Annotated in this window: 14 protein-coding genes; 10 read left to right on the top strand and 4 right to left on the bottom strand. The window is 60.3% G+C overall.

Annotated elements, in window-relative coordinates; translation table 11 throughout:
• Window positions 1-121: 121 nt before the first annotated feature.
• Window positions 122-1,960 (top strand): long-chain-acyl-CoA synthetase, encoded by a 1,839-nt coding sequence (locus tag PMI27_RS17495; protein WP_008146101.1) that lies wholly within the window; start codon window positions 122-124, stop codon window positions 1,958-1,960.
• A gap of 111 nt (window positions 1,961-2,071) precedes the next feature.
• Window positions 2,072-2,590 carry an ankyrin repeat domain-containing protein gene (locus PMI27_RS17500; RefSeq protein ID WP_008146100.1) on the top strand — a complete coding sequence of 173 codons (519 nt, stop codon included), beginning with the start codon at window positions 2,072-2,074 and terminating at the stop codon, window positions 2,588-2,590.
• Between the two features lie 206 nt (window positions 2,591-2,796).
• On the opposite strand, the gene PMI27_RS17505 is transcribed toward PMI27_RS17500, so the two are convergent.
• Window positions 2,797-4,137, bottom strand: coding sequence for a substrate-binding domain-containing protein (locus tag PMI27_RS17505; RefSeq protein WP_008146097.1), 1,341 nt, complete (start codon window positions 4,135-4,137; stop codon window positions 2,797-2,799).
• A gap of 124 nt (window positions 4,138-4,261) precedes the next feature.
• Window positions 4,262-5,074 (bottom strand): exodeoxyribonuclease III, encoded by an 813-nt coding sequence (gene xthA / locus PMI27_RS17510; protein ID WP_008146095.1) that lies wholly within the window; start codon window positions 5,072-5,074, stop codon window positions 4,262-4,264.
• Window positions 5,075-5,370: 296 nt separating this feature from the next.
• On the opposite strand from xthA, the gene PMI27_RS17515 reads away from it, so the two are divergent.
• From PMI27_RS17515 to PMI27_RS17545, 7 genes are all read left to right on the top strand, one after another.
• Complete coding sequence (locus PMI27_RS17515) at window positions 5,371-6,021, top strand: GNAT family N-acetyltransferase (RefSeq protein ID WP_008146093.1); 651 nt, start codon at window positions 5,371-5,373, stop codon at window positions 6,019-6,021.
• Window positions 6,022-6,086: 65 nt separating this feature from the next.
• Window positions 6,087-7,814 carry an autotransporter assembly complex protein TamA gene (locus tag PMI27_RS17520; RefSeq protein WP_008146091.1) on the top strand — a complete coding sequence of 576 codons (1,728 nt, stop codon included), beginning with the start codon at window positions 6,087-6,089 and terminating at the stop codon, window positions 7,812-7,814.
• On the top strand, window positions 7,811-11,485 hold the full coding sequence (locus tag PMI27_RS17525) for a translocation/assembly module TamB domain-containing protein (protein ID WP_008146088.1): 3,675 nt from the start codon (window positions 7,811-7,813) through the stop codon (window positions 11,483-11,485). The genes PMI27_RS17520 and PMI27_RS17525 overlap by 4 nt, the downstream gene beginning before the upstream one ends.
• A gap of 220 nt (window positions 11,486-11,705) precedes the next feature.
• A complete protein-coding gene (locus PMI27_RS17530) occupies window positions 11,706-12,179 on the top strand; it encodes a MarR family winged helix-turn-helix transcriptional regulator (protein ID WP_008146086.1) in 474 nt (157 codons plus the stop codon).
• Window positions 12,176-13,645: an efflux transporter outer membrane subunit gene (locus PMI27_RS17535; RefSeq protein WP_008146083.1), complete on the top strand. Its 1,470-nt coding sequence runs from the start codon at window positions 12,176-12,178 to the stop codon at window positions 13,643-13,645. Before PMI27_RS17530 ends, PMI27_RS17535 begins: the two co-directional genes overlap by 4 nt.
• A 15-nt stretch (window positions 13,646-13,660) precedes the next feature.
• Window positions 13,661-14,863: an HlyD family secretion protein gene (locus tag PMI27_RS17540; RefSeq protein WP_008146081.1), complete on the top strand. Its 1,203-nt coding sequence runs from the start codon at window positions 13,661-13,663 to the stop codon at window positions 14,861-14,863.
• 164 nt (window positions 14,864-15,027) lie between these two features.
• Window positions 15,028-16,557 (top strand): DHA2 family efflux MFS transporter permease subunit, encoded by a 1,530-nt coding sequence (locus PMI27_RS17545; RefSeq protein ID WP_008146079.1) that lies wholly within the window; start codon window positions 15,028-15,030, stop codon window positions 16,555-16,557.
• A gap of 183 nt (window positions 16,558-16,740) precedes the next feature.
• On the opposite strand, the gene lpxH is transcribed toward PMI27_RS17545, so the two are convergent.
• A complete protein-coding gene (gene lpxH, locus PMI27_RS17550) occupies window positions 16,741-17,487 on the bottom strand; it encodes a UDP-2,3-diacylglucosamine diphosphatase (protein WP_008146077.1) in 747 nt (248 codons plus the stop codon).
• The gene (locus PMI27_RS17555; RefSeq protein ID WP_008146076.1) at window positions 17,484-17,987 is read right to left on the bottom strand and encodes a peptidylprolyl isomerase; all 504 of its coding nucleotides are present in this window, start codon (window positions 17,985-17,987) and stop codon (window positions 17,484-17,486) included. The genes lpxH and PMI27_RS17555 overlap by 4 nt, the downstream gene beginning before the upstream one ends.
• 260 nt (window positions 17,988-18,247) lie before the next feature.
• Between PMI27_RS17555 and PMI27_RS17560 the strand changes: the two genes are divergently transcribed.
• Window positions 18,248-19,945, top strand: a complete 1,698-nt coding sequence (locus tag PMI27_RS17560) for a glutamine--tRNA ligase/YqeY domain fusion protein (RefSeq protein WP_008146075.1) — start codon at window positions 18,248-18,250, stop codon at window positions 19,943-19,945.
• Window positions 19,946-19,980 lie beyond the last annotated feature (35 nt).

Raw genomic sequence — 19,980 nt, 5'->3', positions numbered from 1 at the left:
ACCGCCGCAGACGTGGATACAAATCATTTCAAAAACCGCGTGTACAGCTCAGGAACCGCTGACGTATTTTCGGCCTCAATCAACGCCGCCCGAACAATAAAAAGATCGACCGGGAGCAACCATGAGCCGCACGCCGAACGACACGATTACCTGGGGCATGATGCTCCGCAAGCTGCCTTCCATTGCCAAAGCCATTCCTCGCGTGGTGAAAGGCATGAAAGCCGCCAACGTCAAGGACCCGACCCAATCGTGCGGCCTGGGCTGGAGCTTCGAGCAAGCGACATTGCGCAATCCCGATGGCCCTGCATTGCTGCAGGGCGAGGTGGCGCTGACGTATTTTCAGGTCAACCAGTGGGCGAATCGCATTGCCCATCATCTGATTGCCCAAGGCATCCGCAAGGGCGATGTGGTAGCGGTCTTTATCGAGAATCGCCCGGAACTGCTGGTGACGATCCTGGCGGTGGCCAAGGTCGGCGCGATCAGTGCCTTGCTCAATACTTCGCAGACCCGCGATACCCTGGCTCACAGCCTGAACCTGGTGGCGCCCGCGGCGATCATTGTCGGAGAAGAGCTGGTGCCGGCGTTTTCGGCGGTTCGCGAACGGGTGTCGATCGACGCGGCGCACACCTGGTTCGTCGCTGATCGAGACACCTTCAGCCATCCGGGCATTGCGCCCGACGGGTTCATCAACCTGATGACCGCCAGTGCCGACAGCTCCAGCGCCGACCCCGCCAGCAGTCAGCAGGTTTTTTTCGACGACCCTTGTTTCTATATCTACACCTCGGGCACCACCGGCTTGCCCAAGGCCGGGGTATTCAAGCACGGCCGCTGGATGCGCAGCTCCGCGAGCTTCGGGCTGATCGCCCTGGATATGCGTCCGGAGGATGTCGTCTATTGCACCTTGCCGCTCTATCACGCCACCGGGCTATGCGTGTGCTGGGGCTCGGCGATCAGTGGCGCCTCGGGCTTTGCGATTCGCCGCAAGTTCAGCGCCAGTCAATTCTGGAACGATGTGCGCAAGTACCGCGCGACCACCCTCGGATACGTCGGCGAATTGTGCCGCTACCTGGTGGATCAACCGCCCAGCGCCGACGACAGCCAGCACCGCGTGACGAAGATGATCGGCAATGGCCTGCGCCCCGGCGCGTGGGGCGAGTTCAAGACGCGATTCGGGGTGAATCATATCTGTGAGCTGTACGCCGCCAGCGACGGCAACATCGGCTTCACCAACATCCTCAACTTTGATAACACCGTCGGTTTTTCCCTGATGTCATGGGAGTTGGCGGCGTACGACCACGACAGCGGTGCGCCGATTCGGGATGCCAAGGGCTTCATGCGCAAAGTCGCCAAAGGCGAGCAGGGGCTGTTGCTGGCGAAGATCGACGACAAGGCGCCGCTGGATGGCTACACCGATCCGCAGAAGACCGAAAAGGTTGTGCTGCACGACGTGTTCGAGAAGGGCGACCGTTACTTCAATACCGGTGACCTGCTGCGCAACATCGGTTTCGGTCACGCGCAGTTTGTTGACCGTTTGGGCGATACCTACCGCTGGAAGGGCGAAAACGTCTCGACCACCGAGGTTGAGAACATCCTTTTGCAACACCCGAATATTTCCGAAGCCGTGGCCTACGGCGTGGAAATCCGCAACACCAACGGGCGTGCCGGGATGGCGGCGATTACGCCAGCCGAGTCCTTGGCGACCCTGGATTTCAGTGAACTGCTGGCGTTCGCCCGTGAGCAAATGCCCGCCTATGCGGTGCCTTTGTTCTTGCGAGTGAAGGTGAAAATGGAGACCACCGGCACCTTCAAATATCAGAAGACCCGGCTTAAGGATGAAGCCTTCGACCCCGGCAAAACCGGCGATGATCCGATCTATGCCTGGCTGCCAGGGACCCAGACTTACGTGCAGGTTACTCCGCAGTTGCTGGCGGATATTCACGGCGGCGCTTTTCGTTATTGAATGCAGCGCTATTGAATGTGCCTATGGCCGTCCATGAGAAAAAAGAAGTGACAGCCTCGGGGCTGCTCGGGAAACTGTCGGCTTTGCGAATAACAGAACGTGGAGTGCCCAATGTCAGACCAAAGCCGCCAGATGACCCCCGAAGAAGCCGCTGAATTTGCCGAACAGGTATTCAACAAGGCGCGTGAGGGCGATGCGGCCATGATGGCTGCGCTGTTGACCAAGGGCCTGCCGCCGAACCTGCGTAACCACAAGGGCGACACCTTGCTGATGCTGGCTGCGTATCACGGACACGTGGAGACGGTAAAAGTCCTGCTCGAACACAAGGCCGACCCGGAAATCCGCAACGACAACGGCCAGAGCCCGATTGCCGGCGCGGCGTTCAAGGGTGATCTGGCGGTGGTCAAGGCACTGGTTGACGGCGGCGCGCAAGTGGAAGGTTCGTCCTTCGACGGTCGCACTGCGCTGATGATGGCGGCGATGTTCAATCGCGTGGAAATCGTCGACTACCTGATCAGCAAAGGCGCCGACCCGAAAGCCAAGGACGCCAATGGCGTCTCTGCGCTGGATGCCGCCAAGACCATGGGCGCGGTGGACACCACGGCGCAGCTGCAGAAACTCCTCGGCTGATTGCAAATCCTGAGGCAACTAAAAACCTGTGGCGAGGGGGCTTGCCCCCGTTGGGCTGCGAAGCAGTCGTAAAACCGATAAATGCAGTCTTCCTGAAAAACGCGGGTAACCGGTTTGGGGCGGCTTCGCCACCCAACGGGGGCAAGCCCCCTCGCCACAGGTAAGCCCATTACTGCAAAGGTGGTATGCCTGAATCAGCCGAGGCATCAATACACCCAAACCTCAACCCGCCGATTCTTGATTCGCCCCTCATCCGCGCTATTGGCCGCCACTGGCATCTCGGCGCCAAAACCACGAATCTCGCGAAACACCACGCCGCTTTTCACCAGTTCCCGCCGCACCGCCATGGCGCGCAGTTTCGACAGCAGATCGGCCCGCGCCGGATCACTTTTGGCGTCGCCAAACCCCACCAGCGTCACCTGCCGATTGGTCTTGTCACGCTGCTTTATATAGTCGAGCACCCGCCACAGGTCCTGACGGGCCTTGTTGTCCAGCGTCGCACTGCCTTCTTCGAAACGGAAATTCACGGTCAGGCGCTGGGCGTGACGGCTGAGCGCCTGATAACCCTCCGGCATCAATGCATTCGGCGTGACCGTCATGGCCTGGACGGTCTGGGCGATAAAACCATTGGCCGCGACAATCGCCTGGCCCTTGCTGCTTTGGGCGAACGCGACCAATGCGTCGGCCCAGGGATTTTTCCCGTTGGGCGGCAGGTAAAAGAACAGCCGACGAGACAGCGGATAATCTTCCGTGGCAATCAGGCTATTGAGCGGCAACATGGCTTGGGATTGGCCATCGGCAATCGCCACGGCTTTGGCCTGACGCACGTAAGGCAGGCCGATGAAGCCGATACCTTGCGGGTCCAGGCTGATCGCGTCGGACAATTGCTCGCTGGATTCGAACCGTTTCGCAGCGCTGCTCAGGGTTTTCCCATGACGGCTGAGGACCAATTCCTTGAACGTGTCGTAGGTGCCCGATTGGTCATCCCGCGCATAGAGATGAATCGTCCCACCACTGCCGCCGAGTTCTTCCCAGGTTTTTGCCTCGCCGCTGAAGATTCGCGCCAGTTGTTCGGTGTTCAGTTCACTCAACGGATTTTGCGGATGAAGAATGATCGCCAGACCATCGATGGCGATGACCTGCTCGGCGCCGGCGCTTTTAAAGTCGCCCAAGTGTGCAAGGTCTGCCCGTTCGCTGTCCTTGATCGGGCGCGAGGAGGCGGCGAGGTCGGCGGTGGCGGTTTTCAGGGCGGTGAAGCCGGTGCTGGATCCGTGGGCCGCAATGTCCACCGCGACCCGGCGGCCTTGAACGGTTTCGCCGATGACGCGCAGCTCGTTGGCTTTGTCCGGGGCCTCGCTGTGAATCTTCAGCAGGCCCTGTTCGCGCATCAACCCCTCAACCAGCGCCGGGCCCAATGCCGCGCCAATGGTGTTGGAGCCCTGGATGCGCAGCACCGGGCCAGCCTCGGGCGTCGGCAACTCGCCAGCCGAAGTCGCCAGCGGCAGCCAGGCACACAGCATCAACAGGAATAACACGCGCAGCGTCATGCCAGCACCTTACAAGCCAAAGGAAGTGCCGGGAGAATAAGTCAGTAAGGTTTCTGAAAGATGACAGTTTTCAAATGTGGGAGCGGGCTTGCTCGCACATTTGATCTATGTAGATGTTGTGGGATCAGCTCAATTCCAGCCAGATCGGCGCGTGATCCGACGGCTTTTCCATCCCGCGCAATTCGTAATCCACGCCCGCATCCTTCACCCGTGGCAACAACCCGTGGGACGCCATGATCAAGTCAATCCGCAGCCCACGCTTGGGCTCATCCTCAAAACCGCGGCTACGGTAGTCGAACCAGCTGAAACGGTCAGCCACCTCGGGGTTCAAGTGGCGGAAGCTGTCCACCAGGCCCCAGTTCTTCAAGCGGGCCATCCACTCGCGTTCTTCCGGCAGGAAGCTGCATTTGCCGGTTTTCAGCCAGCGTTTCATGTTGTCCGGGCCGATACCGATGTCGCAGTCTTCGGGGGAAATGTTCACGTCGCCCATCACCACCAGCGGCTGATCGTTGCTGAACTGGCTTTCCAGCAACTGTTGCAGATCGCTGTAAAAGCGTTCCTTGGCCGGGAACTTGGTGGGGTGATCGCGGCTTTCGCCCTGTGGGAAATAGCCGTTCATGATGGTCACCGGCACGCCATTGGCGTCGGCGAACGTGCCCCAGATGAAGCGGCGCTGAGCGTCTTCTTCATCGGTGGCGAAACCTTTATGCAGCGCGATTGGTTCCTGACGCGAGAGCAGGGCCACGCCGTAGTGACCTTTTTGACCGTGGAAATACACGTGATAGCCCAGTGCCTGAACCTCGGCCAGCGGGAATTGGTCGTCGTGAACCTTGGTTTCCTGCAGTCCGATCACATCGGGCTGATGCTTTTCGATCAGCGCCGCCAGCTGATGGGGGCGAGCGCGCAGCCCGTTGATGTTGAAGGAGACGATCTTCATGGTCGGCAGTCCTGGCAAAAGGGCGATGCTAGCTGACATGTAGGAATGGGGCCAGTGTGGGGTGAGGGGATTCGTGTTTGTCCGTCAGCTTTGTATAGGCAGTTATGGCCCCTTCGCGAGCAAGCCCGCTCCCACAGGTTATGAGTCTGGTCTATAACTGGTGGGAGCGAGCCTGCTCGCGATGGCGGCATCACAACCAACACTGATTCGGATCAGCAAGGAACTGTGCCAGCGCTATAGGCTCGTAATCAGAAGAGCGCAGTCATTTGACCTGTGCCCCGGGGAGATCAACCGTTATGCCCGAAACCTCGACCGTCATCGCCGATATTCACATGCTCGACAGCGGCTATTCCCGCGAAGCACGTTCGCTGTTGTACCAGGCTTACCGGCATGAGCCGACGTTCGGCTACCTGTTCGAAGCGGAGCGTCCTGGTTATGAGCAACGGGTCCGGGCCACCGTGCGCGAACTGGTCAAGCAACACTTTCTTCAGGACTTGCCGGCCATCGGCCTGCTGGTCAACGACCGGTTGATCGGCATCGCGCTGATCGCGCCGCCGCAACGTCGCCTGGGCATCACCGAGAGTTGGGCCTGGCGTCTGCGCATGCTGCTCAGCACCGGGTTTCGCTGCACCCGACGCTATCTCGAGTATCACGATGCCGTGATGGCTTGCGTGCCGTCCGATTCGGTGCACCTGCTGCCATTGCTGGGGGTTCATCCGCAATTCCAGGGCAAACACTTTGGCGAACAATTGCTGCAAGCGGTGCACAACTGGTGCGCGGTGGATGAGCACTCCGAGGGCGTCATCCTCGATACCGGGAATCCTCGTTATCTGGAGTTCTATAAGCGCCAGGGCTATGAGGAAATCGGTGAGGTCGCCGTAGGACCGATTCGCGAACACGTGTTTTTCCACGCCAATCCGCAGGTGTTACAAACAGCAACGGCATAAGGGTAGAACTTTCACCGCACGCCAGGCTCTATCACGCTCCCAAGCTCGTGATAGCATCCGCGCCTATGAAGTTTCCAGGAAGAATTACCAGCGGCGTGCTGATGCTGATTACCAGCTGCGCGGCGCTGGCGCAAAGTGAATTGGATGTGCGGATCAAACCGTCCAACGATGAACTGAAAGCCAATATAGAGGGCTATATCGGCAGCCTCGGCGATCGAGACGAAGAAGCCTTGCTGCGCTTCAGTCGTGGCGCCGAAGAACAGGCGCGCAAGGCCGCCCAGGCCTTGGGTTATTACCAGCCGCAGATCGACTCGGATGTGAAGGGCGGCAAGACGCCGCGCCTGGTGCTGAACATCGAGCCCGGCGAGCCGGTGCATTTGCGCAATGTCACTATTCGCGTCGACGGCCCGGCCGCCTCCCTCAAATCATTCCGTGTACCCAAAAGCAATGCGCTCAAAACCGGCGCAGTGCTCAACCATGGCCATTACGAAGACGCCAAGCGCTTGATTCAGAATCAGGCTTCGCGCTATGGCTTTTTCAGTGGTTATTTCAGCAGCCAGAAATTGTTGGTCGACCCGCGAGCCGGCGTTGCCGACATCGAACTGATCTACAACAGCGGCCCGCGCTATTCACTGGGCAAGGTCAGTTTCGAAGGTGACACGCCGTTCGACGAAGACCTGCTGCTGCGCATGGTGCCATTCAAGGCGGGCGCGCCTTATGACTCCGAACTGATCGCCGAGCTCAATCAAGCCATGCAATCGAGCGGCTATTTCGAAAGCGTGCGGGTGGATGCGGCGCCGACGGCGTCCAGGAACGACGTGATCCCGGTGGACGTCAAACTCGAAACGCGCAAACCACGGACCATGGGTCTCGGGCTGGGTTATTCCACCGACGTCGGCCCACGGATCAAGGCCAACTGGACCCGGCACTGGGTCAACCCTCAGGGGCACAGCTATGGCTGGGAGACCGAAGTTTCGGCGCCCCGGCAGAACGTCGGTGTGTTCTACGACATTCCCCTGGACCCGCCGCTGACCGACAAATTGCGGTTCGCCGCTGGCTATCAGAATGAAGAAATCGCCGACAAGGACTCCCTCAGCAAACTGCTGACCATCGGCCCCGAGTGGCACAGCAAGCTGCCCAGCGGTTGGCAGCGAGTGGTGTCGCTCAAGTGGCAGCGCGAGGAATACAGGCTCGGCGACGACTCGGGGCTTAGCACATTGCTGATGCCTGGCGTCAGCTATTCCTACCTTAAAAGTGATAACCGCATCGACCCGCACAACGGTTATCGCCTGGGATTCGAGACAAAAGTGGCCAAGGAGGGTTTGGGCTCCGACACCAACCTGATTTACGGCACCGCGTTGGTGAAAGGCTTGACCACGGTCTTCGACAAACACCGCTTCCTCGGGCGGGTGCAGGTCGGCGGCAGCGCCACCAACGGCTACAAGTCGGTACCGCCGTCGTTGCGCTTCTTCGCCGGTGGCGATCAGAGCGTGCGCGGTTACGACTATCAGAGCCTGTCCCCGGAAAACTCCGAGGGCGACCGCATCGGTGGCCGCTACATGATCGCCGGCAGCGTCGAGTATCAGTACTCCATCGCTGAAAAATGGCGGGTCGCGACCTTCATCGATCAGGGCAACTCCTTCAATACCCTCGAACTGCCGGACCTCAAGACCGGCGTCGGTATCGGCGTGCGCTGGGTCTCGCCGGTAGGGCCGATACGCCTCGACCTGGCCCATGCGATGGACGACGACGGCGGCATTCGACTGCACTTTTCCATGGGGCCTGAGCTGTGAATCGTGGTTTGAAAATAACGCTGCTAGCGATTCTGGCGCTGCTGATGCTGGTCGTTTTGACCGTGGCCACGGTGCTTGGCACGGCGACGGGCAGTCGTTGGGCGCTCGGCTTTGTGCCGGGTTTGACCGTCGAGAACTTCCAGGGGCGTTTGGGCGGACAGTGGAGTGCTGACCATGTGCTGTGGCAGCAGGACAGCAGTCGGGTTGAGCTGAACAAGGTGATTTTCGCCTGGTCGCCGCTGTGCCTGACGCGCATGACCCTGTGCATCGAGCAATTGAAAGCCGATCAGGTCAGCCTGCAATTCCCGCCCGGCGCGGAAGAAGAAAGCAGCGGGCCGATCAGCCTCCCGGATCTGAAGTTGCCCCTGGCCATCGAGCTGGGCGATGTCCAGGTCGGCAGCCTGCTGTTCAACGGCAGCGAAGAACTCAAGGGCCTGCAACTGGCGGCGCACTGGACAGCCAACGGTTTGCAGATCGATTCCGTTCATTTGCAAAGGGATGACCTGAGCCTGAATCTTTCAGGCCTGCTGCAACCCAGCGGTAACTGGCCGCTCAAGGCCGAAGGCAAACTGACCCTGCCAGCCCCCGGCACCGGGCCTTGGACGCTGGCCCTGAAGGTCGACGGCGACCTGCTGAAAACCCTGAACCTGAAAGCCGACAGCAGCGGTTACCTCAATGGACAACTGACCGGCGAACTGCAGCCGCTGGCGGAAAACCTGCCGGCCAAGGTGCGGATCACCGCTGACGGCTTCAAGCCTGGTGCCGATCTGCCGGACACCTTGCAACTCAACCAACTGGAACTTACCGGCGACGGAGACCTGAAAAACGGTTACCAGTTACTCGGCAAAGCCACGTTGCCTGGTGAAAAAGGACCCGTCGCGTTGTTGCTGCAAGGCAAGGTCGACGCCAACGGCGCTCAGATCGCCGGGTTGGACCTCACGGCCAACGACAAGCAAAGCCTCAAACTCACCGGCAAACTCGACTGGAGCAAAGGCCTGAGCGCCGATGCCAAAATCGACTGGCTGGATTTCCCGTGGCACAGCCTCTATCCGCTGATCGATGAGCCAGAAGTGGCGTTGCGCAGTTTCAACGGTGAAGTCTCTTACACCGACGGCAAATACCTCGGCAGCTTCAAAGCCGCACTCGACGGCCCGGCCGGGGCGTTCAGCCTGACCAGCCCGTTCAGCGGCGACCTGACGAAAATCTACCTGCAACAAATTCAACTCGAAGCCGGGCAAGGCAAGGCCGAAGGGCACCTGAACCTGCAATTCGCCGATGGCATTGCCTGGGACACGGCACTGGACCTGTCGGCGATCAACCCGGCGTACTGGGTCGCGGAGTTGCCGGGCACCCTGGCCGGACCGTTGCGCAGCAAGGGCGAGATGAAGAATGAAAAACTCAGCCTGACTGCTGATCTCGACTTGAAAGGCAAACTGCGCGGCCAACCGGCAGTGATCCAGGCCAAAGCCGATGGCGGTGGCGAGCAATGGAACCTCAGCGCGTTGCAAATTCGCCTCGGCGACAACAGCATCAACGGCAAGGGCAGCCTGCAACAGAAGCTCGCCGGTCAGATCGATATCAAGCTGCCGCGCCTGGCTCAGCTGTGGCCGCAACTGCGTGGTCAGCTCAATGGTCGCGTCGATGTCGCCGGGACACTCAAGGCCCCGCAAGGCAAGCTCGGTCTGCAAGGCACGCAACTGGCCTTCGAAGACAATCGCCTGCAAAGCCTGAATCTGGACGCCACCCTCGACAGCGCGCAACGGGCGAAAATCGACCTCAAGGGCAGCGGCATTCAGGCCGGTGAAACGTCGCTGGGCACGCTGACCGCTAGCGGGCAGGGCGATATCAAAAACCAGAAACTCACCCTCGACCTGCAAGGGCCGAAGCTGAAACTCGCCCTCGGCCTCGACGGCAATCTGGACCAAGGCAATTGGCGTGGGCGCCTGGCCAGCGGCGATATCCAGGCCGGTGGTCAAGACTGGAAACTGCAAGGTCCGGCGAAGCTGGAGCGGATGGCGGACGGCAAGATCAATTTTGGCGCCCACTGCTGGACGTCCGGCCCGGCCAGCCTGTGCGGTGAGGATCAGCGCCTGATGCCTGAGCCGAAGCTGCGTTATCACCTCAAACAGTTCCCGATCGACAGCCTGGCGCAGTGGTTGCCCAAGGATTTCGCCTGGAAGGGCCGGCTCAACGCCGACCTGCAACTGGACCTGCCGGCCAGCGGCCCGAACGGCCAGATCAGCGTCGATGCCAGCGGCGGCACGTTGCGCATCAAGGAAAAGGACCAGTGGCTGGACTTCCCGTACCAGACCCTGAAACTCAACAGCAAACTCACGCCCAAGCGCATCGACACTGACCTCAATTTTGTCGGCGGCAAGCTCGGTGAACTGATGCTCCAGGCGCAAATCAATCCGTTGCCGAAGGACAAACCACTGACCGGCTCGTTCCGCCTGAGTGGTCTGGATCTGTCGGTGGCGCGGCCATTCGTGCCGATGGTCGAGAAACTGACCGGACGCTTGAATGGCAGCGGCACGCTCGCCGGTACGCTGCTGGCGCCGCAGGTCAACGGCAATCTGCTGCTCAGCGACGGCGAGATTTCCGGTCCTGAACTGCCGATGGACCTCGAAGCGCTGCAACTTCAAGCCGTGATTGCTGGCGAAACCGTGCAATTGAACGGCGGCTGGAAAAGCGGCAAGACCGGGCAGGGCACCTTGAGCGGCAACATCGCCTGGGGTCAGGCGTTGGTGGTGGATCTGGCGCTCAAAGGTACGCAATTGCCCGTCACCGTCGAGCCCTACGCCAAGCTGGAAATGGCGCCGGACCTGAAGATTTCGGTGAAGGACGACAAACTGGCGATCACCGGCAAGGTGCTGGTGCCAAAAGGCGAGATCACCGTGCGCGAGTTGCCGCCATCGACGGTCAAGGTGTCCGATGACACGGTGATCGTTGGCCAGCAGACCGAAGAGGGCAAACCCCCGATGGCCATGGCGATGGACATCGATGTGGTGGTCGGGCAGGACAAACTCAGCTTCGCCGGGTTTGGCTTGACCGCCAACCTGCAAGGTCATGTGCATATCGGCGACAACATGGACACCCGCGGCGAGCTCTGGCTCAACGATGGGCGTTATCGCGCCTACGGTCAGCGGTTGACCGTGCGCCGGGCGCGTTTGCTGTTTGCCGGCCCGATCGATCAGCCGTATCTGGACATCGAAGCGATTCGCCAGACCGACGACGTGATCGCCGGCATTCGCCTGAGCGGCAGCGCCGAGCAGCCGACCACACAGATCTTCTCCGAGCCGGCGATGAGCCAGGAGCAGGCCTTGTCCTATCTGGTGCTGGGGCGTCCGTTGGCCAGTAACGGTGAAGACAACAACATGCTCGCCCAGGCCGCGCTCGGGTTGGGGTTGATGGGCAGTTCGGGAGTGACCGGCGGCTTGGCGAAAAACCTGGGGATTCAGGATTTCCAGCTCGATACCGAGGGTAGCGGCAGCGCCACCAGCGTGGTCGCCAGCGGCAATATCTCCGAGAAGCTCAGCCTGCGTTATGGGGTTGGTGTGTTCGAGCCGGCCAACACCATCGCCTTGCGTTACAAGCTGAGCAAGAAGGTCTACCTCGAAGCGGCGGGCGGCGTGGCCAGTTCGCTGGACATCTTCTACAAGCGGGATTTCTAGACCCCGTCCTCTCTAAAACCGAGTCGCTCCCATCGCGAGCAGGCTCACTCCCACAGGGATCACACCGAACCTGTGGGAGCGAGCCTGCTCGCGATAGCGGTCTGACGGCTGCCATTTATCAACTAAATAGCAAGCAACCTAACTATTACGTTGACATTCGCTGCCTAGGCAGTAACATCTCGACATACATTCTCTGCCTAGGCAGCTAATTGGTGGTCAGATGAAGCATTTCACCCCAGACGAATTCCACACGTGCCATCTCGGCCTCCTGCTCGGGCGCGCTGCGCTGCTCAAGGACCGGATCATCGACACGCACATGGAACCCCACGGCATCACCGCCGCGCAGTTCAAAGTGCTGATCATCATGGCCCAGTTCGGCGTCGATACCCCGGCCGAGCTGTGCCGTCACCTGTCGCTGGACAGCGGGTCGATGACCCGCATGCTCGATCGTCTGGAACAGAAAGGCTTCCTCGCCCGCCAACGCTCCGAAGCGGATCGCCGTCAGGTTCAGCTGGTGCTGACCGAACAAGGCCAGCAGTTGACTGACCGCCTGCCGGAGATCGGTGCCGACGCCATGAATGAACTGGCTGGCGCGATCACACCAGAGGAGTTGCAGACCCTGGAACAGATCCTGAAGAAAATCTTGGTGGCGGCCGGTGACTCGATCACCCTGCTGCGGGTAGGTGACAAATGAGCAGTAAAACCCTGCGTACCGGCCTGAGCCTGGTGCTGGCGGCCATGACCCTGGCCGGTTGCGCCAGCTACAGCGGCCTGACTACCGAAGGCAAAAGCCTGGATGCGAAAACCCTCAAGGCCGGACAATCCCTCAGCGGCGTGACCCTGTCGCCCGCGGCCTGGCCGAAAAGCGACTGGTGGAAAAGCCTCGGCGACCCACAGCTCGACGGCTTGATCCGCGAAGCCCTGCACGACAGCCCCGACATGCAAATCGCCGACGCCCGTGCTCACCAGGCCAGCGCCGCCGCTTATGCAGCGGATGCCGCCCGCATGCCGACCCTCGATGCCAGCGCCGGCGTCAGCCGTTCGCGTCTGGCCCGGGATCAGGACCCGAGCGGGCAGGGCGGCACTTATTCCACCGTGCGCAACATCAGCGCCAGTTTCAATTACAACTTCGACCTCTGGGGCGGTCAGCGTGATGCCTGGGAAGCTGCGCTGGGTCAGGCCCGTGCTGCCGAAGTCGATCAACAGGCCGCTCAGCTGACGTTGTCCGCCGACGTGGCTCGCGCCTACAGCGATTTGGGTCAGGCACATATCGTCTACGACCTGGCCAGTGAAGACCTCAAGCGCACCCAACAAATGCTCGACCTGAGCCAGCGTCGCCTGAGCTCTGGGATCGACAGTCAGTACCAGTACCAGCAAACCGAAAGCCTGGAAGCCACGTCCGAAGCCAGCCTGATCGACGCCGAGAAACGCCTGCAAAGCGCGAAAATCGCCTTGGCTGTCTTGCTCGGCAAAGGCCCGGATCGCGGCAATGAAATCGCCCGGCCGAAAATCCTCCAGGCCAGCGCCGTCGCGTTGCCGTCGGTGCTGCCGGCCGAGTTACTCGGTCGACGTCCGGACCTGGTGGCCGCGCGTTGGCGGGTCGAGGCGGCGAGCAAGAACATCGACGCCGGCAAAACCCGCTTCTACCCCAACCTCAACCTGAGCGCCGCGGCCGGTGCCGAGTCGTTGCTGGGCGATGCGATGTTCGGTTCAGCCAGCCGCTTCTTCAACATTGCGCCAACGATCTCGGTGCCGATTTTCGATGGTGGCCGCCTGCGCGCCGACCTCGATTCCCGCGACGCCGATTACGACCTCGCGGTGGCGCAGTACAACAAAAGCCTGGTGAAAGCCCTGGGTGATGTCAGCGACACCATCAACCAGTTGCGCGATATCGGCCGGCAGATCGGGACACAGCAGCGCGCCACCGACATTGCCCGGGATTCTTACAACACCGTGGTCCAGCGGTACGGTTCCGGCATCGGGAATTACCTGGACGTGCTCAGCATCGAGCAGCAATTGCTCCAGGCCCAGCGTCAGCTGGCCAACCTGAATGCCGAGCAGATCGACCTGTCGATCCAATTGATGCAGGCGCTGGGCGGCGGCTTCCAGAGCGAAACCCTGACCGCAGCCAACGCAACCCCAGCCACGCTGAACAACTAATTCAAGGTATTTGTCATGGCCACTGCCGAAACAACACCAACCCCTGACAACACACAAGACACCAGCAATTCGCGCAAACGCAAAGTCATGCTGGTAGTGCTCGCGATCGTGGTGATCCTCGCCGGTGTCGGCGTCTGGGGTTATCACGAATTCTACGGGCGCTGGAACGAAAGCACCGACGACGCCTATGTGAACGGCAATGTGGTGGAAATCACTCCGTTGGTCACCGGCACCGTGGTCAGCATCGGTGCCGACGATGGCGACCTGGTTCATGAAGGTCAGGTGCTGATCAATTTCGACCCGAACGACGCCGAAGTCGGCCTGCAAAGTGCCCAGGCCAATCTGGCCCGCACTGTGCGTCAGGTTCGCGGCTTGTACAGCAACGTCGACGGCATGAAAGCCCAGGTCAACGCGCAACAGGCTGAAGTGCAAAAGGCTCAGGACAACTTCAATCGCCGGAAAAACCTCGCCGCTGGCGGGGCGATTTCCCAGGAAGAACTGTCTCACGCTCGCGACGACCTGACCTCGGCGCAAAACGCCCTGGCCAACGCCAAACAGCAACTGAAAACCACCAGTGCTTTGGTGGATGACACGGTGGTGTCGTCGCACCCGGACGTGATGTCCGCTGCCGCGCAACTGCGTCAGGCTTACTTGAACAACTCCCGCAGCACCTTGATCGCGCCGGTGACCGGTTACGTGGCCAAGCGCTCGGTACAACTGGGCCAACGCGTCCAGCCGGGCACCGCATTGATGGCGGTGATTCCGCTGGATCAGCTGTGGATCGACGCCAACTTCAAGGAAACCCAGCTGCGTGACATGCGCATCGGGCAGCCTGTGGACATCGAAGCCGACCTGTACGGCAGCGACGTGAAGTTCAGCGGCACCATCGACAGCCTCGGCGCCGGTACCGGCAGCGCGTTTGCCTTGCTACCGGCGCAGAACGCCACCGGTAACTGGATCAAGATCGTCCAGCGGGTGCCGGTGCGGATTCACATCAACGCCGAAGAACTGGCCAAGCACCCGTTGCGGGTCGGCCTGTCGACTCAAGTCGATGTGAACCTGCGTGACCAGAGCGGCCCGGTGCTGGCGCAACAGCCGCCGCAAAAGGCCTCGTTCAGCACCAACGTCTACGACCGTCAGTTGGCCGAGGCCGACGCGATGATCACTCAGTTGATCCACGACAACAGCGCTGCGGTCAGCAAAACCGCTCAACGCTGATTAGTCATCACACTGACCCTGTGGGAGTGAGCCTGCTCGCGATAGCGGTGGATCAATCAACAAAGATGTTGAATGTTAATCCGCCATCGCGAGCAGGCTCACTCCCACAAAGGAAGCTGCGTCTGTAACAGGCGCAGCGCCAATCAGGTTTCAAAGGATTCGCGATGAGCAATAACGCGTCTTTCACGCCGCCCAGCCTGCTGCTCAGCACCATTGGCCTGTCGCTGGCGACCTTCATGCAAGTACTCGACACCACCATCGCCAACGTGGCGCTGCCGACGATTTCCGGCAACCTCGGCGTGAGTTCGGAGCAGGGCACTTGGGTGATTACCTCGTTCGCCGTGAGCAACGCGATCGCGCTGCCGCTGACCGGTTGGCTCAGCCGGCGCTTCGGCGAGGTGAAGCTGTTTCTCTGGGCGACGATTCTGTTCGTATTGGCCTCGTTTCTCTGTGGTATTTCGACCTCGATGCCGGAGCTGATTGGCTTTCGGGTGCTTCAAGGTCTGGTGGCAGGTCCCCTGTACCCAATGACTCAAACGCTGCTGATTGCCGTCTATCCGCCGGCCAGGCGTGGCATGGCCCTGGCGTTGCTGGCGATGGTCACGGTGGTGGCGCCGATTGCCGGCCCGATCCTTGGCGGCTGGATTACCGACAGCTATAGCTGGCCGTGGATCTTCTTTATCAACGTGCCCATTGGTGTTTTCGCGGTGATGGTGGTGCGCCAGCAACTCAAGGCGCGACCGGTGGAAACCAGCTACCAGCCGATGGATTACGTCGGTTTGATCACACTGATCATTGGCGTCGGCGCGTTGCAGGTGATTCTCGACAAGGGTAACGACCTGGATTGGTTCGAGTCGAACTTCATCCTCGTCGGCGCGGCCATTTCAGTGATAGCGCTGGCGGTGTTCGTGATCTGGGAAATGACCGACAAGCACCCGGTGGTCAACCTGCGGCTGTTCGCTTACCGCAACTTCCGCATCGGCACCATCGTGCTGGTGTTGGGTTACGCTGGGTTCTTCGGGATCAACCTGATTCTGCCGCAATGGCTGCAAACCCAGATGGGTTACACGGCGACCTGGGCGGGGCTGGCGGTGGCGCCGATCGGGATTCTGCCGGTGCTGATGTCGCCGTTTGTCGGCAAGTACGCGCACAAGTTCGACCTGCGGCTGCTGGCCGGCCTGGCGTTCCTGGCGATTGGCCTGAGTTGCTTTATGCGTGCCGGGTTTACCAACGAAGTGGACTTCCAGCACATCGCCCTAGTGCAGCTGTTCATGGGGATTGGCGTGGCACTGTTCTTCATGCCGACCTTGAGCATTCTGATGTCGGACCTGCCACCGAGCCAGATCGCCGACGGCGCAGGCCTGGCGACGTTCCTGCGGACACTGGGCGGTAGTTTTGCGGCGTCGCTGACGACCTGGATCTGGATTCGCCGGGCCGATCAGCACCACGCCTACATGAGCGAAAGCATCAGCACCTATGAGCCGGCGACCCGCGAGGCGTTGAACAGCCTGGGCGGGGCGAGCAACCCGGCGTATGCGCAGCTGGATCATGTGCTGACCAGTCAGGCGTACATGCTCTCCACCGTGGATTACTTCACGTTGCTGGGTTGGGCATTCATGGGCTTGATTGTGCTGGTGTGGCTGGCGAAACCGCCGTTTGCGGCTAAAGCGGGGCCGGCAGCGTCAGGGCATTGAGGGTACGGCTTGAGATCGACCCCTCACCCCAGCCCTCTCCCCACGGGGGAGAGGGGAAAGGGAGCCGATCTCCATGCTTTTCAAACCTGAGTTCGACTCGATTTTTCAGGTCGATGTAAATCCAAGAACACCTCGGTCAGTCCCCTCGCCCCTTGGGGAGAGGGTTAGGGTGAGGGGTGGTTTTCAGCCATTCGATAAACCCAGCGGCGGGGCGAAGTCGAACGGCGCCAGCGCAAACCCTTGCTCATCCACCTGCAACGCCCAGCCCTGACGATCCCAATCCCCCAACACAATCCGTTTGGCCGCCTGCTCGCCAATCTGCAACTTGTGAATGGCCGGGCGATGGGTGTGCCCATGGATCAAGGTCTTCACGCCATATTCCTGCATGATCCGCGGCACTTCTTCCGGCGTGACATCAACAATGTCATTGGCCTTCATCCGCGTCTGCGCACGGCTTTCACTGCGCAACTTGCGCGCCAGTTTATGGCGAGTCTGCAAAGGCAAGTGCCGCAGGATGAACAGGGTGACCGGATTACGCAGATAGCGACGCAGCTTCATATAGGCTTCGTCGCGGGTGCAGAGGCTGTCGCCGTGCATCAATAGCACCGGCTCACCGTAAAACTGCACGACACTCGGATCCTTCAGCAACGTACAACCGGCCTGTTTACAGAAGGCCTGGCCGAGCATGAAGTCGCGATTGCCGTGCATCAGAAAAATGGCCGTGCCGCTGTCGCTGAGTTCGCGCAGGGCCTGGCAGATGGAACGCTGGAACGGCGTCATGGCATCGTCGCCAACCCACGCCTCGAAAAAGTCGCCCAGGATGTACAACGCACTCGCCGAGCGGGCGCGTCCGGCGAGCAAATCCAGAAACGCCCGGCTGATGTCCGGGCGCTCCTCTTCCAGATGCAAGTCTGAAATCAGCAGTATCACTCAATGATCTCGGCTTTCTCGATGATCACGTCTTCTGCTGGTACGTCCTGGTGGCCGGACTTCATGGTGGTGGAAACACCTTTGATCTTGTCGACCACGTCGGTGCCTTCAACGACCTTGGCGAACACGGCGTAACCCCAGCCCTGAGTGGTCTTGGCGCTGTGGTTCAGGAAGCTGTTGTCAGCCACGTTGATGAAGAACTGGGCGGAAGCCGAATGCGGCTCCATGGTGCGGGCCATGGCAACGGTGTACTTCTCGTTCGGCAGGCCGTTGTCGGCTTCGTTCTGGATGCTTGGGCGCTTGTCTTTCTTTTCTTTCATGCCTGGCTCGAAACCGCCGCCCTGGATCATGAAGTTACCGATGACGCGGTGGAAAACAGTGTTTTCGTAGTGACCGGCTTTGACGTACTCGATGAAGTTGGCCACGGTGATCGGGGCTTTCTCAGCGTTCAGTTCCAGGACGATGTCGCCATGGTTGGTGGTCAGTTTGACTTGGGTCATGATCGGTACTCATTCTAATAATTCGTGGGTTTCGGGGCGTTGAAGCCCTCAACCGGTCCGGCCAAATTCGGCCAAGGTGCGCAGTTTAGCGTGCCGGGCGCGAATTTCGAGGCTGTTTTTCATTTGCATCCGATTAAATGCAGCCGTTTTCGGGCCTGCTCTGTCAGCGACTTGACGGCATCGGCTATGATAAGCCCCTTTGTTTTAACCGCCGCTTTGATTTGGCCAACTGGCCGCGCACTTGTACGTTCAAGGATCCTATGAGCAAGCCCACTGTCGACCCTACCTCGAATTCCAAGACCGGCCCTGCCGTGCCGGTCAATTTCCTGCGCCCGATCATCCAGGCGGACCTGGACTCGGGTAAGCACACGCAGATCGTCACCCGTTTCCCGCCTGAGCCCAACGGCTACCTGCACATCGGTCACGCCAAGTCGATTTGCGTGAACTTCGGCCTGGCCCAGGAATTTGGCGGCGTCACGCACCTGCGTTTCGACGACACCAACCCGGCCAAGGAAGACCAGGAATACATCGACGCGATCGAAAGCGACGTCAAATGGCTGGGCTTCGAATGGTCCGGTGAAGTGCGCTACGCCTCGCAGTATTTCGACCAGTTGCACGATTGGGCCGTTGAACTGATCAAGGCCGGCAAGGCCTACGTCGATGACCTGAGCCCTGAACAGGCCAGGGAATATCGCGGCACGCTGACCGAGCCGGGCAAGAACAGCCCGTTCCGCGATCGCTCCGTGGAAGAGAACCTGGACTGGTTCGCCCGCATGAAGGCCGGTGAATTCAAGGACGGCGCACGCGTGCTGCGGGCCAAGATCGACATGGCTTCGCCGAACATGAACCTGCGCGACCCGATCATGTATCGCATCCGTCACGCTCACCACCACCAGACCGGCGACAAGTGGTGCATCTACCCGAACTACGACTTCACCCACGGTCAGTCGGACGCCATCGAAGGCATCACCCACTCGATCTGCACCCTGGAGTTCGAAAGCCATCGTCCGCTGTACGAGTGGTTCCTCGAGAACCTGCCCGTGCCGGCGCAACCGCGTCAGTACGAATTCAGCCGTCTGAACCTGAACTACACGATCACCAGCAAGCGCAAGCTCAAGCAACTGGTCGATGAAAAGCACGTTCATGGCTGGGACGATCCACGCATGTCCACGCTGTCCGGCTTCCGCCGCCGTGGTTACACGCCGAAATCGATCCGCAACTTCTGCGAAATGATCGGCACCAACCGTTCCGACGGCGTGGTCGACTTCGGCATGCTCGAATTCAGCATCCGTGACGACCTCGACCACAGCGCCCCGCGTGCCATGTGCGTGCTGCGTCCGCTGAAAGTCGTGATCACCAACTACCCGGAAGGCCAGGTCGAGAACCTCGAACTGGCGTGCCACCCGAAAGAAGACATGGGCGTGCGCGTCCTGCCGTTCGCCCGTGAGATCTACATCGACCGTGAAGATTTCATGGAAGAGCCGCCAAAAGGCTACAAACGCCTGGAACCGGCCGGCGAAGTGCGTCTGCGCGGCAGCTACGTGATCCGTGCCGACGAAGCGATCAAGGACGCCGATGGCAACATCGTCGAACTGCGTTGCTCCTACGACCCGGAAACATTGGGCAAAAACCCTGAAGGCCGCAAGGTCAAAGGCGTGGTTCACTGGGTGCCGGCTGCGGCCAGCGTCGAATGCGAAGTGCGTCTGTACGATCGCCTGTTCCGCTCGGCCAACCCTGAGAAGGCCGAAGACAGCGCCAGTTTCCTGGACAACATCAACCCTGACTCGCTGCAAGTCCTTACCGGTTGTCGTGCTGAGCCTTCGCTGGGCAATGCACAGCCGGAAGACCGTTTCCAGTTCGAGCGCGAAGGTTACTTCGTCGCGGATATCAAGGACTCGAAACCAGGTGCTCCGGTATTCAACCGTACCGTGACCTTGCGTGATTCGTGGGGCCAGTGATTACAGGCCTGACCGGCCTTGATAAATAGGCAACA

The organism is Pseudomonas sp. GM41(2012) (assembly GCF_000282315.2).
GTDB lineage: Bacteria > Pseudomonadota > Gammaproteobacteria > Pseudomonadales > Pseudomonadaceae > Aquipseudomonas.
Note: the sequence above shows the minus strand (reverse complement) of the source record. Positions and strands in the feature narration are given on the sequence as shown.

What these genes read in the sequence shown, in the direction of transcription:
- PMI27_RS17540 (WP_008146081.1), top strand. Translation starts at nt 13,661, where the DNA reads ATGGCCACTGCCGAAACAACACCAACCCCTGACAACACACAAGACACC.
- PMI27_RS17500 (WP_008146100.1), top strand. Translation starts at nt 2,072, where the DNA reads ATGTCAGACCAAAGCCGCCAGATGACCCCCGAAGAAGCCGCTGAATTT.
- PMI27_RS17545 (WP_008146079.1), top strand. Translation starts at nt 15,028, where the DNA reads ATGAGCAATAACGCGTCTTTCACGCCGCCCAGCCTGCTGCTCAGCACC.
- PMI27_RS17515 (WP_008146093.1), top strand. Translation starts at nt 5,371, where the DNA reads ATGCCCGAAACCTCGACCGTCATCGCCGATATTCACATGCTCGACAGC.
- PMI27_RS17520 (WP_008146091.1), top strand. Translation starts at nt 6,087, where the DNA reads ATGAAGTTTCCAGGAAGAATTACCAGCGGCGTGCTGATGCTGATTACC.
- PMI27_RS17535 (WP_008146083.1), top strand. Translation starts at nt 12,176, where the DNA reads ATGAGCAGTAAAACCCTGCGTACCGGCCTGAGCCTGGTGCTGGCGGCC.
- PMI27_RS17505 (WP_008146097.1), bottom strand. Translation starts at nt 4,137, where the DNA reads ATGACGCTGCGCGTGTTATTCCTGTTGATGCTGTGTGCCTGGCTGCCG.
- PMI27_RS17555 (WP_008146076.1), bottom strand. Translation starts at nt 17,987, where the DNA reads ATGACCCAAGTCAAACTGACCACCAACCATGGCGACATCGTCCTGGAA.
- xthA (WP_008146095.1), bottom strand. Translation starts at nt 5,074, where the DNA reads ATGAAGATCGTCTCCTTCAACATCAACGGGCTGCGCGCTCGCCCCCAT.
- PMI27_RS17560 (WP_008146075.1), top strand. Translation starts at nt 18,248, where the DNA reads ATGAGCAAGCCCACTGTCGACCCTACCTCGAATTCCAAGACCGGCCCT.
- PMI27_RS17530 (WP_008146086.1), top strand. Translation starts at nt 11,706, where the DNA reads ATGAAGCATTTCACCCCAGACGAATTCCACACGTGCCATCTCGGCCTC.
- PMI27_RS17495 (WP_008146101.1), top strand. Translation starts at nt 122, where the DNA reads ATGAGCCGCACGCCGAACGACACGATTACCTGGGGCATGATGCTCCGC.